This window comes from Megasphaera hominis (assembly GCF_014269395.1).
Taxonomy (GTDB): Bacteria; Bacillota; Negativicutes; order Veillonellales; family Megasphaeraceae; genus Megasphaera; species Megasphaera hominis.
Window position 1 is genome coordinate 1 of record NZ_JACOGK010000021.1, and the last position, 14,452, is coordinate 14,452.

The following is a 14,452-nucleotide window of genomic DNA, read 5'->3' on the forward strand; positions in this document are numbered from 1 at the left end:
TACTTCTCCAAGTTGATTCCCTCCATGAATCTGTTGAAAACCAACACCGGATCGCAAATATCCAGAAAATCTGAAATATATAGTGGCAAAATTGCCTGTTTTGGTTTAGAATAATTAGTGGTTGAATTTTTCATTGGTTATGTAAATTTTACCACAAAAGGAGGTCCGCTGACTCGAAAGAGTCGGTGGACCTCCTTTGTTATTTGGGTCTGTGTTATTTCACAGCCCCGTTTTTCTATGTATTTCTTCACTGGGCCGCTGGCAGATAGCCTTGCTGCTCGCCGGCAAGCTTCGTACGGACAATACGTACGACCTTTTCATCGACCAGGCGGCGGAAGGAAGCATCCTGCTTATAGGCCTTCAAGAGGCCTGCATACGTTTCCTGTTCGTGCGCATATTCATGGCACACGAGCACCAGATCGGCGCCGGCCTTGATAGCCATGACGCCCATATCGGCAAAGGCATAGTGCTTGGCCATGGCGCCCATTTCCATATCGTCGGAAATGATCAGCCCCTGATAACCAAACTGCTGCCGCAGAATGCCCGTCATGACCGGTTCGGAAACACAGGCCGGCAGGCTGGGATCTAAGGCCGGGAAGGTGACATTGGAGACCATGATGAACATGTGCTGTGGCGACTCCGTATGGATCAGCTCGGCAAAGGGCTTCATATCCTGTGCCAGCAGTTCCTCCTTGCTGGCCGTCACGACGTCGCCATCAATATGGGGGTCCGTCTTAACCCGGCCAATACCGGGAAAATGCTTGAGGGAACACCAAATCTTTTCCTCTTCATATCCGGCGATGGCCTCTGCCGCAAAGGCGGTGACGACAGCAGGGTCCTTGCTGTACGACCGTTCCGACGCCGAGCCCAGATCGACGACAGGCGCAAAATTCATCGAAAAGCCCATATCCTTTAACTGCTTGCCTGTCTTTTTCGCCCATTCCTTGGCCGCTGCGGGATCACCGCTTTCGCCCAGCTGCTGTTCACTGGGAATGCGCGGGAAGGCCTCGCGCATTCGCATGACAAAGCCGCCTTCCTGATCGACGGCAATAAACGGCGCAACGCCGCCGCTTTCCTTACGGATCTGCCGGGTCAGCGTCCGGTTCAGGTCTTTTACCTGCTGCGTCGACTGCATATTGCGGTCGAAGAGGATGATATTGCCCATGTGGTACTGGGCAATCTGATAGGCTGCGTCCTGATCTACGCTGGTCCCCTGAATGCCCACCATCATGAGCTGGCCGACGCGCTGCTCCGGTGTCATGGCGGCTACTATAGCTTCGGCCTGTTCTTCTACAGTGCCGCTTTGCTTCATACCAGTCGTTTTCGTATTGCCCTGGCCCGTGTGCTCGTACCAGGCAAAGAGGCAGCCCGCCACGAGCAGCAGTGCCGCCAGGAATCCCAAGAAGGCCAGGGCCCGTTTATGTTCTTTTAGTATCATTTCGTTTCCTCATTATAGACGAGATCTCCATGAATGACCGTTTGCTTGACGTGGAAATCGTCGCTGTCCAAAATAACTATATCCGCTTCCTTGCCTTTTTCCAGCGAGCCGAGGCGGTCGTACACCCCAAGGTCTTTGGCCGGGTTCACCGTCGCCAGGGCAATCGTATCCGGCAGGGACGCCCCTGTATTGACCATAAAATGCAGGAGCGATTCATTCATTGTCGCAACGCTGCCGGCCAGGGTACCATCGACCAGGCGGGCTTCGCCGTTTTGAACGAGCACCTGCTGGCCGCCTAATTCCGACGGCCCGTCGCCCTGCAGGCAGGCCCGCAGGGAATCCGTCACGATGATCAGGCCGTCCCGGCCTTTCATGCGCCAAGCCAGCTGCTGCGCTGCCGGATGAACGTGGAGATTGTCGCAAATAAGTTCGCAATGAGCCCGCCTGTCGAGGAGAGCCGCACCGACGAGGCCGGGCTGGCGGTGATGGAACGGTGTCATGGCATTATATAAGTGCGTCACATGGTAGACGCCGCTTTTTGCCATGGCGTCCTGTACGTCTTCATAGGTAGCCGCGCTGTGGCCGAGAGAAACAAGGATGCCCGCGTCGTGACATTCCTTCAGGAACGTTTTGTGGACGATTTCTTCCGGTGCCAGCGTGATGATGCAGATCGTATCGGCATAGGGACGGAGCCAGGAAAAATCAGGCCGTACAATATGCGTGTCAGCCTGGGCGCCTTTATAGGCCGGGCTGATAAAGGGTCCTTCCAGATGGGCCCCTAAGATACGGGCGCCGCTGCCCTTGCCCCGGGCCGCACGAATCCGCTCCAAGGCCCGTTCCAGACGGGGCCGGTCATAGGTCATGGTCGTCGCCACAAAGGCCGTAACGCCTGTAGCCGGCAAGGCCTGCTGCAGCGTCTGCAGGGCCTCCGGCGTTTCATCCATAACATCCGCACCGGCACAACCATGAATATGTTCATTAATGAAGCCCGGCACGACAAACCCGCCGTTGGCATCGATTAATTCCGTACAATGGCCCAGGCGGAAGCCTTTACGCGGTACAATATCCAAAATTTTTCCGTCTTCATAGAGCAAAATATGGCCGCCTACAATAGAATCAGGCAAGACGATCATGCCATCGATAATTGCTTTCACTTGTTATCACTCCTGCTAAGAAAATTCCGGCAGGCCAGACCTGCCAAGATGCTGTTTACAGTATATCACAAAGGCGGCCGTGTCAGTAGCCTTTCCGGCCCGGCAGATTGCCGGCACAGCCTGTCTGTCAGGCTATACATTTGTCCTTGTACAAAGGACCGGCACTTCGTTTTTCTTTCTACCAAACCTTTACGGTTCCTTTACAAATCCCTATTTCTGGGCATTCCCAGGCTTTTCCCCTGGAGGATTTTGTATTTGTGGATAACTATGATAAAAATGGAAAATCCTCTGCCCGGACACGTGGGGACAAGGTATATATCCTTTTCTTGTGGATAACTTTTGCCGTTTCAGTTATCCACATTTTCACACAAGTTATGCACCCGCTATATTCCCTTCTTTCACAATCTATTAAAGTGCATGGTTAAGCCATTTATAGAGGTTATTCACTTATGTCAGCAAGTGTTTTTTATCGAGTTATCCACATTTTTTCCAGAAATCCCCTAAAGCTATACACAGGCATCGTTGGCCTATTTACGCCATTTTTTTAATATATCCACAAACGTGCACAAGTTATGCACCATTATTGTGCACAACTTGTGGATAACCGGAAAAAAGCTATACACATACTAAAAAAGCAGATTTCAGATCCTATTCATAGTACCTGAAATCTGCTTTAGTTTACACTGTTTGACTTTTCCTACATGTCTTCTACGGGACGGCTCCAATCGATATGTACACCGAGGGGCAACCAGATATAGCCCAGGGCCAGCTTCAGCGTTTCCAAATTATCTGTAGCCGCCGCATTGACCGTTTCGTATTGGGAAAGGGTCACGTAGCGATGCCAAGGATGTACTTTGGTCAAAAATTCCCGGGCTTCCTTTTCCTTTTCTTCATCATGAAGCATGAGCTGCAATTCTTTCGTTTCCGTATTGTAGCGGATGAAGCCGTCGTTATGGCCTGCCGTATGTGCAGCCACTGTAAATAATGCCATTATGTATTCCTCCTCACCAGAATTATATACTATAGTGTTTATTTTTTTTCATGAGACATTTCCCAAAGGAACCCCTTCATGATTGCCTGCCGGCCAAAGCGCTGTTGCAATTTATCGATGGCCTCTGTCACCTTTGCCTGCGTTTCCGCATCATCAGAAAAGAGATCCTCTTGCACCTGATACGGGCACAGCTGGCTCACGGTCAGGCCCAGCAGGCGGACCGGATGGGTTACCTTCTCTTTATTATACAATTTTTTCGCAGAAAAATATAACTGTTCTTCTGCGCACGTGCCTATATCCTCTAAGGTCAGTGACCGGGTAATGGTCTCAAAGGACGCATAGCGCACTTTGATCGTAATCGTCCGGCCCATGAGTCCGTTTTGCCGTAACCGCCAGGCCACTTCATTCGCCAAGAGGCGGAACTGTTCATCAATTTCCTCCGGCCGGATCAGGTCGTGCAGGTACGTATGCTCGTTGCCTACGGACTGGGGCCGGCGGCTTACATCGAGCTGCCGGTTGTCACGGCCACAGGCCAGTTCATACAAGCGGTGCGCCTGCTTGCCCACGACGGGACGCAATGCATCCTGGCCGGCCCGGGCAATATCGCCAATCGTTTCAAACCCGGCTTTACGCAAGGCCGTTTCGGTCACCTTGCCGACACCCCAGAGGCGGGACACAGGAAGCGGCGCGAGAATTTCCTGTTCCTTGCCGTAGGGAATCCAAACCAGGCCATCGGGCTTTTCCAAATCCGAAGCCAATTTGGCCAAAAACTTATTCGGCGCAATACCGGCCGACGCCACAAGGCCGGTAATACGCAAAATATCCGCTTTGACAGCTTCACCAATCGTAATAATTTCCGGATAGTGCAATTCCATGCCCGACACATCGAGAAAGGCCTCATCCAGGGCTAAGGGCTCAATATAGGGCGAATAGCGGGACAAAATCACGCGGATCTGATGGGATATGCGGCGGTAATAGGCCATGCGTACCGGTAAAAATACGCCATCCGGACAGAGCCGCCGGGCCTGGCGCATACTCATGGCCGAATGCACGCCATAGCGGCGCGCTTCGTACGAGGCCGTAGCGACGACACCGCGTTCACTCAAGCCCCCGACAATGACCGGTTGTCCCCGTAAAGCCGGATTATCCCGTTGTTCAACAGATGCATAAAAGGCATCCATATCGACATGCATAATCCAACGCGTTCCCATAAGCCGTTCCCTCCCTTTCACTTATTGTATTATACAACGATTTCCATTCACAAATATAGAGGAAAACAAAAAAACCTATGCCCTTACGCTACAAGAACATTCTATTATGTCTTGAAATATGGTAAGATTACAATATATAAAGAGAGGTGACGCAGGCCATGGATCTATTCCAATTAACGTACTTTGTCGAGGTGGCGCATAAGAAAAGTTTTACCAAGGCTTCGAAATCCTTGCACATCAGCCAGCCATCGATCAGCAAAGGCATTAAATCACTGGAAACACATTGGAACGTAACATTATTTAACCGCAGCGGCAAGCAAGTGGAGTTGACGGAAATGGGGGCCTGGCTGCTGCCCCGGATCGAAACGCTGATTAAAGATATGAGTCAGCTCAATGAACAAATCGGCTCCCCTGATTTTCTCAATTCCGGCAAGCTTGCCGTCGGCATTCCGCCGATGATCGGTTCTTCTTTTATTTCCCCTTTTGTCAGGCAATTCATCTCTACGTACCCCAAAATAGAGCTGGAATTGCTGGAAGTCGGCTCCAACGACATCATTTCTTCCATCGATGAAGGCCTCATACAGGCCGGTTTCGTCGCCTTGCCTGTATCGACAGAAATGCCCTACGACTTTTTCATCTTTAACGAAGAATACTTGGAAGTCGTCCTCTGGCCGGGCCATCCCCTGGCCGATAAGGAAACGCTGACCCTGGAAGAAATCAAAGACGAACCGCTCGTCTATTACCCCAAATCCTTTTCCCTCAATCCCTTCATTAAGACCTTCTATCAGCGTCTGACAGCCCATCCGAAGATCGTCTGTCAAAGCAGCAACTGGGACTTCCAGGCAGAAATTGTCCGCACCCAGCTGGGTATTGCCCTCTTGCCGCACACGATCTGCCAGCGCCTGGATGAAAAGAAATACGTCCACATTCCCTTAGTGGAACCACAGATTCCCTGGACCCTGGCGATGGTCTGGAAGAGCAAGGGATTCCTGCCCCATCCGGCGCGGACCTGGGTACAATCATTTAAACAGTATTATGAAAAACGGAATGCCGAAAAAGGCCGGCAAACTGAAGAAAGCAAGGAATGATCACGTTGAAGACACAGGAGCTAACACAGGCAGACGCAGGAGAGATTTTTTCCCATCAGGCACAGGGCGCCCAAGGCTATTCCCTGGCGCTCGTCGCCGCAGGCCTGAATTATCTGGATACCTTGAAGAGAACCGCCTCGGATATCTTAGCTGGTAAAGACACGCAGGCCGCTGCCCGGCGCCAATGGCTGCAGCTGGAACAAAAATTATATCAGTACACGCGGCGGGAAACGCCCCTCAGCCTGTACGACGCGGCCTATGCCCAGGAAGTGCAGCACTATGTACGGCTGCGCCTCATCTGGCTCGATGCCGCAGGCTTTACCTTTACGCGGCACCGCCTGGCCTTCCTGCTGGAAATCCTGCGCTTTTGCCACCAAGATCCATGTCAGGTGCTGCCCGAACGGGAGGCTCTGGCCCAGCACCTGGAAACCCGCCTGCTCGATGAATACCTGCTCTACGACATGACTCTCGAAAACAGCCAATACGTAGGCAGAGAAGCCGTCTCCAACGGCTATCACGAATGCGACTTTACGCTGGAGCTGGAAGACCTCGTCAGGGACGCCAAAAAGGCCCTGCCCCGCAGGCACTTCCGCTACCTGAAACAAGCCCTGCCCGAAAGCCGCATGGCCGCCTGCACGGCCGCCTGGCTCTATGAGCACCGTCGGGACTTCGCCGCCGGTACCTGTCTGATCGATGACCGGGCCGTGAGACAGGCCTATGCAGCAGGCACGGCACCGCAGCTTACAGCCGACCAGCTGCAGGCAATTGACGCAGCGTACGCCGGCCGGTAATAAAAAAAACTTCTTTTGACACGTTGTCAAAAGAAGTTTTTTTGTATTCCGTTACATGACGCGGCGGGCGCCTACGTAGCGGCTGGACCAATAGCGGCTGTCCAGGTTGTCTATGCTGACGCCATTGTTGGACGCATTGATGAACTGGTTATTGCCAATATAGATGCCTACATGGGAAACACCGGGCAGATAGGTCGTAAAGAATACGAGATCGCCGGGCTGCAAGAACGAACGGCTTACATAACTGCCTACGTTATACTGTTCATCTGCCATGCGCGGCAGATCGATGCCGACGGCAGAATAGACGTAGCGCGTAAAGCCCGAGCAGTCAAAGCCCGACGGGTCATTGCCGCCAAAGACGTAGGGCACGCCAATGTACTGGTTGGCAATCCCCATGAGCCGCTGCGCCCGGTCCGCTACCATGGTCATACCGCCATAGCCGCCGTTACCGAAGCGGCGCAAGGGACCGGATGGCAAAAACTTGCCCGTCAGCTCATAAAAGGTCGCCTGGCCGGCAACACCGTCTACCTCGAGTCCATGCTTAGCCTGGAAATCGCGGACGGCATTTTCCGTACCGACGCCAAAGGAGCCGTCTACATCGATATTGTAGCCCTGATTGACCAGAGCCTGCTGCAAGAGGACGATGGCATTATCGGACGTAGCCGTTACGGCAGAGGCTGCCGGCGCTGCGGCCGCATCACTGCGGAAGCGGTCTGCCAGGCGGTACGAAGACTGGCCGTCCGGCATGGGAGAGCCTACGAGAGCGGCATACGTAGCCGGTCCGACGACACCGTCCGCCGTCAGGCCATGGGCCTGCTGAAAGGCCTTGACCGCAGCCTCCGTCCCCTTGCCAAACACACCATCTGTATCGACGCTGTAGCCCTGGGCGGCTAACGCCTGCTGAATCCCCAGGACACCCGTAGCGGCCGGCGCCGGAGCACTCGTCTTTTGCACGAAGCGGCTGCTCGTATTATCCGGCATATCACTGCCCATGAGGGCCCGGTACGTGGCCGCCCCCAAAATACCATCGGCAGTAAGGCCGTTCGCCTGCTGAAAGGCCTTGATCGCCTCTGTCGTGGCTGTACCATAATCGCCGTCAGCCGTAACACTATACCCGGCTGCCGCCAGTTGCTGCTGGACCGCCACAATCTGACTGCCCCGGTCACCGGGGTGGAAGGTTGCTCCGGCAAAAGAGACGGAAGCCAAAAAGCAGACGCACGTAAGGCCGGCTAATTTCTTTATCTGAAGCATTGTATCCCTCTTTTCTGACAGTACAGCAGGACGGCCCTGCAGCTGTCTGCTTACCTGCTCTTAGTACGTACCCATAATAGGGCACTCTATGAAACAAGCTATCCTGTGAGAAGGCCCACAGGATAGCTTGCTGTTACATGCGTATCATTCAAATCCGTCGTATATTATACCACAACTTCCTTCTATACGTCAAAATACCTATATTGCATAGGTTTCATTACTAACATCATTATTTTTGCTTATTTATAAAAACCGTTGTATGCTCTCACAGTACAGTCAAAAAGACGGCCTCTGCCAAGGCAGGGACCGTCTTTTTTTGCTGCAGCATACAGGAATTATTCGTCTTTCAAGATAGCGCCGAAGTTTGCGCTCGTAACCATAGCCCGGTAGCGTTTCAGGTAGCCCGTCACCTTTTTCGGTGGCTGCGGTACGACCTGCTGGCGCCGCAGGGCGATTTCTTCCGGCGAAAGGAGGAGCTCTACTTTATGGTTCGGAATGTCGATGGCAATCTGGTCGCCATCTTTTACATAGGCGATGAGGCCGCCGGCAGCCGCTTCCGGCGACACGTGACCAATGGAGGCGCTGCGGCTGACACCGGAGAAACGGCCGTCTGTAATGAGGGCACACGTACTATCAAGACCCATACCGGCCAGTGTCGCTGTAGGGCCAAGCATTTCCCGCATACCCGGACCGCCCTTAGGTCCTTCGTAGCGGACGACGACGACATCGCCGGCCTGGACACGGCCTTCCCGCAGGCCCTGGCTGCACGCTTCTTCACTGTCAAAGCACTTGGCCGGCCCCGTATGGACCATCATTTCCGGCAAGACAGCGCCCTTTTTGACGACGGCACCATCAGGAGCCAGGTTGCCATAAAGGACGGCCAAGCCGCCAGTCTGGCTATAGGCATGTTCCCGGTCACGAATGACATCGTCATCCCTAATAGCCGCGCGTTCCAGACGCTGGGCCCACGTGCCTTCAACGGTCCGGGCCATCGTATCGATGAGGCCCATTTCGTCCAGCCGTTTCATGACGGCACTGAGACCGCCGGCATTGTTGAGGTCGACGAGGAAGTGATGGCCTGCCGGATTAAGCTTGACAATGTGCGGCACAGCTTCGCTGATATCGTTGACGTGATTGAGGTCAAAGGCCAAGCCTGCTTCATGGGCAATCGCCGGCAAGTGGAGCATCGTATTGGTCGAGCAGCCCAGGGCCATATCGGCAGCCAGGCCGTTGCGGATAGACGCAGCCGTAACAATCTGCCGCGGCAGCACCTGGTCGCGTACGAGATCCATGATTTTCATGCCGGCGTGCTTAGCCAGGATGATGCGCTGGCTGTCGACAGCGGGAATCGTACCGTTGCCCGGCAGGCCCAGGCCGAGGATTTCCGTCATACAGTTCATGGAGTTGGCCGTAAACATACCGGCACAGCTGCCACAGCCGGGACAGGAGTGTTCTACAATGTCGGCCGCTTCGCTTTCGCTCAGCTTGCCCGTGCGGACCGCACCGGGAGCTTCAAAGGCGTCCGTCAGGGCGACGGTCTTGCCGTTGGCCCGGCCGGGCAGCATCGGGCCGCCGATGCAGAAAATAGACGGAATATTGACGCGCAGGGCTGCCATGAGCATGCCCGGCACGATTTTATCACAGTTCGGAATGAAGACCAGGCCATCAAAGGGATGGGCATTGGCCATAATTTCTACGGAGTCGGCAATGTGTTCCCGGCTGGGCAGGGAATAAAACATGCCTTCATGGTTCATGGCAATGCCATCACAGACACCGATGGACGGAAATTCAATAGGCGTACCGCCGGCCAGGCGGATGCCGGCCTTCACGGCTTCGGCAATGCGGTCCAGGTGCATATGGCCCGGAATAATTTCATTTTTGGCGCAGACCACGCCGATGAGGGGCCGGTCCAATTCTTCCTGCGTCAGGCCCAAAGCCCGGAACAGGGCCCGATGGGGAATACGGTCGACACCGCTCTTCATCAAATCACTTCGCATACGACATACCTCCTATTTGTACAGGCATTTGGCCAGTTTGATAAACAATTCATCCCGTTCTTTAATGGCTTCGTCCGCCTTATCACCGGAATAATCGTAGTAGCCCTGGCCGCTCTTTACTCCCAATTTACCATCTTCCACGAGGCTGTGCAAATAAGAATTTCCTTCCTTACTATTATCGAGGTCAGCAAAGAGATACTGGGAAATATGATCGAACGTATCGAGTCCGCCCAGGTCGGCAATGCGGAAAGGTCCCAGCGCTGCCAGGCGCAGGCCCATGCCGTATTTCATGACGTCGTCAATATCCTCTACCGTGGCGGCACCGGAATCGACGATGTGCATGGCTTCCCGCAGGATGGCAAACTGCAGACGGTTGATGATAAAGCCGTTGATATCCTTGACGCAGACCGGATTCTTGCCTAAGCCCCGGACGAGGTCTTTCATGCGCGTTACCGTTTCTGCTGCTGTATCCGCGCCGATGATCAGTTCAGCCAATGGCAGGAGGTGCGGCGGATTAAGCCAGTGCTGGCCCATAAAGCGGTCCTTGTGGTCCATCTTGGCGGCAATGTCCGAAATGTGCAGGCCCGACGTATTCGTAGCCAAGAGGCAGTGCGCGTTGGCCAAGCGGGATACCTTTTCCCAGAAGCCCTGTTTGATTTCCAGTTTTTCTACAATAGATTCCAAGATGATATCCACATCGGCTGCGGCAAAGCAGGCATCGTCACAGCTGAAGCTGATCCGCTGTACCAGGGCTGCCGAGTCGTCTGCCGTGATCAGACCGGCCTTGACCAGCGTTTCCTGATTGAGGGCGATGAGATGCTTGCCCCGGTCCAAAAACTTCTCAGCCAAATCATACAATACTACGTCATAGCCTGCTTCTGCATATACCTGGGCCAACGAGGCTCCCATTACGCCGGCACCGGCAACGATTGCTTTTTTTGTCATTGTATCCTGTCTCCTTTGCTGACTCTAGTTGCTGCGTTTAGAAATTTACCTTATCTTTGCCCTTCGTGTGCAGGATTTCCCGTGCTTCGTCAGGTGTCGCAATTTCATAATCGAGATCGTGAAGGATCTTGATGACCTTTTCTACCTGCTGGGCATTGCTGACGGCCAATTCGCCGTTCGGTTTGATATAGAGGCTGTCTTCCAGGCCTACGCGCATGTTGCCGCCCATGATGACCGACAGGGTTTCGAAGCGGTACGCCCGGCGGCCGCCGGCTACCATGGAGAAATTAGCCTGGTCGCCGTAATCGGCTTTGATGTGGTTGACGAAATAGAGGAGGTTTTCTTCCTTCATAGGAATGCCGCCCATAATGCCCGGCACAAACTGGAAGTACAGCGGTGTCTGTACATAGCCCTGCTTGTAGAGCGTATGAATGTTATTCAGCTGCCCTAAGTCGAAGACTTCAAATTCCGGCACCGTACCGGCATCGTGCATGATCTGGAAGCACTTTTTCATATCGGCAAAGGTGTTCTGAAAGACGTTTTTTTCCGAATTCTGGAGGAAAGGCACTTCCCAATCGTACTTGGCCTTGCCTTCAATATTCTTAACGAGACCGGACAGATTGAAGTTGATGGAACCACTGTTGAAGGAAGCGATTTCCGGCTTGAAGACGGGAATCGTAGCCAGCCGTTCTTCAACGCTCATGCCGATGGCGCCGCCCGTAGAAATACCGATGATGACGTCCGTATTGGCATGGATACGGCTCAGGATGGCGCCGTACGTATCGATATCCGACGTCGGTTTGCCATTGTCCTCCCGGGCGTGTACGTGAACCATAGAAGCACCGGCGTTGGCCGCATCAATAGCAGCCTGGGAAATCCCTGCGACGCCACAGGGCAGGTACGGCGACATAGTCGGCGTATGGATGGCTCCGGTAACAGCTGCTGTGACAATGATTTTTCTTTCTTTTTTACTCATACTCTATCCATCTCCATTTATGCAATACAAAAATTATTCTTTATTTTTCAGCATTTCACTGACAGCCTGATGCTGCTGCTGAATGCGTTTGTATACTTCGCCCCGTTCGAAATGATAATCTTCACTGCCATCGGGATAGGCATAGCGGGTAATGTTCTTATCCTGCGGATAGACATAGCGGCCGCCGCAGCCCATGATGGTAATGTGCGTATCCGGGCACACGTCTTTGGCCAGGTATTCCAGTTCACGCGGCAGCACGGACGGATCACCGGCGCAGTTGGCCCAGTTATCGTAATGGTCGGGAATAAAGACCTTCGTCTTCAGGGCTTTGCTGACGCGGACGCAGTCATAGGGAGTCATCTTATCCGTTGCCCCCGGTGCGTTGAAGCCCATATCGGCAATGGCTACGTCGATATCATAATCGTTGCCGATCTGCGTGTAGCCATCGTTGAACCACGTATCACCCATGAAGAGGATGTTGCCGGCGCTCGTACGGAAGAGGAAGCTGACGCAGGCCATTTCGTAGGGCAGTATATCCGGACCGTCCGTCGTGCGGATGGCCGTGTCATCGTAGCACATGAGGAATTCGACCGTTGCCCCTTTCAGAACGACGCTTTCGCCGACGCGGGCCAGGTGGATGCGGTCATCCGGTACTTCAAAGCCCTTCAGCTTCTTGCAGGCCATGTAGGGCGCATAGAATTTGGCATCCGTCGTTTTGAGGGCTGCTTTGACGGCATACAAATCGCAATGGTCCTGATGCATGTGCGTAATGAAAGCGCCGTCCAGGCCCTTGAACTGCCACGGATCGATGACCTGCGGATTGAGGCGCAGCCAGTTGATGGATTTGGCGCCGGCCTGCTTGCAAACGCCGCAGTTGCCGACGGCTTCCGTGTAGAGGGACGGGCCGCAGTACTGATCGATCCAGTAAATACCGCCTTCGTCGGTCTTCAAGACCCAGCTCGGGCCGCCGCACCACCAAAGGCCGACCTGGCCCTGCGGTACCTTATAGGTCGCTATTTCCTGATTCAGGAAGGTACCCCATTCGGGATAACAATCTTCCAGCCACTGCTGCCGGTCAATGTCCTGATTGGCCGTTACATACGTACCGGAAATGATACCTCTGCCATCGTACTTAGGAATAGTCTGTTCTGCCATGATGAAAAACCCCTTTCGTATACTAAATATTGTATGATATTCTATTGTACGTTGTCTGACAATATATGGTAAAAAAATTAGAAGCCTTAGTCTGCCAGCGTATCCTGTGAAGCTGCAACAGGCACGGGTTCTGTCCCCTCATAGGTTTCCGGCATAAATTTCAGAATAATCCCACAAATGGCGAAGAGAATGGCCGTAATGCCAATGTCTACTTCGAGGCCATAAACCTGACCAAGCATGCCGACGGTCATCGGCGCCAGGACAGAACCGAAGCGGCCCATGTTGAAGCAGAAGCCACCGGCCAAGGCGCGGATGTTTTCCGGGAACAATTCCGAGAAGTACGCGCCGACGACGCCAAACGGTCCGGACATGGCAAAGCCGACGACAGAGCCCCACCAGAAGAGGAAGGTGCCATGCTGGACAAAAACGTAGATGGGAATGGCAATGACGCATAAGACGAGGGAAATGGCAATGGATTTCTTGCGGCCGATCTTATCACCCAGGAAGCCAAAAACCTGATAGCCGATGAACATGCCTACATACATGACGATAGAGAAATTAGCCATCATGACCAGGCTCAGGCCCCGTTCCTTGATGAGGAAGGTGGGAATCCACGTAGCAGCCCCCCAGAACGCGCCGAGGCTGAAGAATACCAGGGCCGTACCCATGATAACGCGGTGCAGCGTTTCCCCGACGAAACTGTTGAAGATGCTGACATGTTCTTTCTTGGCTGCCTTCTGTACGCTATCGGCCGGAACAGCAAAATACGTATAGAGGGCAATGGGCAATGACAGCATGCCCAAGAGGAACAGGATGCGCCAGTCAATGGCCAGGAAAATGCGGCCGGCAAAGGAGGCAAAGACAAAGGCTACAGAAAACATACTCAAGACGAGAGATGTAATCCGGCTCTGGTAGGCCGGTGCCCAATGCTCCATGACCAGGGCGACACACGGTCCCCAGACACCGCCAATGGCAATCCCCGTAAAGAAACGCAGGATCATCCAGTGGGCCCAGGAATCGACGAAGATGACGATGCCTGTACCGAGGCCAAAGGCGATGAGGCTGACGATGAGGGCGAAACGGCGGCCCCTGTTTTCCGCAACGGTCCCCAGGATAATGCTGCCCAGCGCCGCGCCGATCATGGTAATAGAAACGAGCAGCCCTCCCTGGGTATAGGAAATATTAAGTACTCCGATCAGAACAGGCATAGAAATGGCAAGGATGACATTGTCATAATTGTCAAGGATATATGCCAAAAAGGTGGAAATGAAGACAGGCCAGCGGTATTTTGTACCCTTGCTGTCCATCGGATACGAATTCAAGATACTCTCTCCCTTCTTACTGTACAAACGACATATTTCGTTACATCCTTCACTTTTCTTTAGTTACACCTTGTCTGACAACGTTTTATGATGTAATTGTAGCAGGAGAATCGCCCTTTGTCAATCCAAAAAG

The 14,452-nt window shown here is 53.4% G+C and carries 12 protein-coding genes and 1 pseudogene; 2 read left to right on the plus strand and 11 right to left on the minus strand.

Translation table 11 applies throughout. From position 1 onward, the window contains the following. Positions 1-247 precede the first annotated feature (247 nt). From nagZ to H8J70_RS07905, 4 genes are all read right to left on the minus strand, one after another. A complete protein-coding gene (nagZ, locus tag H8J70_RS07890) occupies positions 248-1,438 on the minus strand; it encodes a beta-N-acetylhexosaminidase (RefSeq protein ID WP_246415311.1) in 1,191 nt (396 codons plus the stop codon). Beyond that, on the minus strand, positions 1,435-2,592 hold the full coding sequence (nagA, locus tag H8J70_RS07895) for an N-acetylglucosamine-6-phosphate deacetylase (protein WP_186503382.1): 1,158 nt from the start codon (positions 2,590-2,592) through the stop codon (positions 1,435-1,437). The genes nagZ and nagA overlap by 4 nt, the downstream gene beginning before the upstream one ends. Positions 2,593-3,289: 697 nt before the next feature. Continuing rightward, positions 3,290-3,583, minus strand: coding sequence for a hypothetical protein (locus H8J70_RS07900; RefSeq protein WP_186503385.1), 294 nt, complete (start codon positions 3,581-3,583; stop codon positions 3,290-3,292). A gap of 38 nt (positions 3,584-3,621) precedes the next feature. Further along, the gene (locus H8J70_RS07905) at positions 3,622-4,794 is read right to left on the minus strand and encodes a DNA polymerase IV (RefSeq protein WP_186503387.1); all 1,173 of its coding nucleotides are present in this window, start codon (positions 4,792-4,794) and stop codon (positions 3,622-3,624) included. 158 nt (positions 4,795-4,952) lie between these two features. On the opposite strand from H8J70_RS07905, the gene H8J70_RS07910 reads away from it, so the two are divergent. Continuing rightward, positions 4,953-5,882 carry a LysR family transcriptional regulator gene (locus tag H8J70_RS07910; RefSeq protein WP_186503389.1) on the plus strand — a complete coding sequence of 310 codons (930 nt, stop codon included), beginning with the start codon at positions 4,953-4,955 and terminating at the stop codon, positions 5,880-5,882. Continuing rightward, a complete protein-coding gene (locus H8J70_RS07915; RefSeq protein WP_186503391.1) occupies positions 5,879-6,673 on the plus strand; it encodes a hypothetical protein in 795 nt (264 codons plus the stop codon). The genes H8J70_RS07910 and H8J70_RS07915 overlap by 4 nt, the downstream gene beginning before the upstream one ends. 51 nt (positions 6,674-6,724) lie before the next feature. On the opposite strand, the gene H8J70_RS12710 is transcribed toward H8J70_RS07915, so the two are convergent. The 7 genes and pseudogenes from H8J70_RS12710 to H8J70_RS07945 all read right to left on the minus strand — a co-directional run bounded on the left by H8J70_RS12710 (position 6,725) and on the right by H8J70_RS07945 (position 14,319). Beyond that, positions 6,725-7,654, minus strand: a complete 930-nt coding sequence (locus H8J70_RS12710; protein ID WP_425489122.1) for a C40 family peptidase — start codon at positions 7,652-7,654, stop codon at positions 6,725-6,727. 24 nt (positions 7,655-7,678) lie between these two features. Next, positions 7,679-7,924, minus strand: a pseudogene (locus H8J70_RS12860) (peptidoglycan-binding domain-containing protein); the annotation flags it as partial. Between the two features lie 335 nt (positions 7,925-8,259). Beyond that, positions 8,260-9,921: a dihydroxy-acid dehydratase gene (gene ilvD / locus H8J70_RS07925; RefSeq protein ID WP_186503395.1), complete on the minus strand. Its 1,662-nt coding sequence runs from the start codon at positions 9,919-9,921 to the stop codon at positions 8,260-8,262. Positions 9,922-9,933: 12 nt separating this feature from the next. Further along, positions 9,934-10,866: a 3-hydroxyacyl-CoA dehydrogenase family protein gene (locus tag H8J70_RS07930; protein WP_186503397.1), complete on the minus strand. Its 933-nt coding sequence runs from the start codon at positions 10,864-10,866 to the stop codon at positions 9,934-9,936. Between the two features lie 37 nt (positions 10,867-10,903). After that, complete coding sequence (locus tag H8J70_RS07935) at positions 10,904-11,842, minus strand: beta-keto acid cleavage family enzyme (protein WP_186503398.1); 939 nt, start codon at positions 11,840-11,842, stop codon at positions 10,904-10,906. A 33-nt stretch (positions 11,843-11,875) separates the two neighbouring features. Beyond that, the gene (locus H8J70_RS07940) at positions 11,876-12,997 is read right to left on the minus strand and encodes an MBL fold metallo-hydrolase (protein ID WP_186503399.1); all 1,122 of its coding nucleotides are present in this window, start codon (positions 12,995-12,997) and stop codon (positions 11,876-11,878) included. 86 nt (positions 12,998-13,083) lie between these two features. Beyond that, on the minus strand, positions 13,084-14,319 hold the full coding sequence (locus H8J70_RS07945; RefSeq protein WP_186503400.1) for an MFS transporter: 1,236 nt from the start codon (positions 14,317-14,319) through the stop codon (positions 13,084-13,086). Between the last annotated feature and the right edge of the window lie 133 nt (positions 14,320-14,452).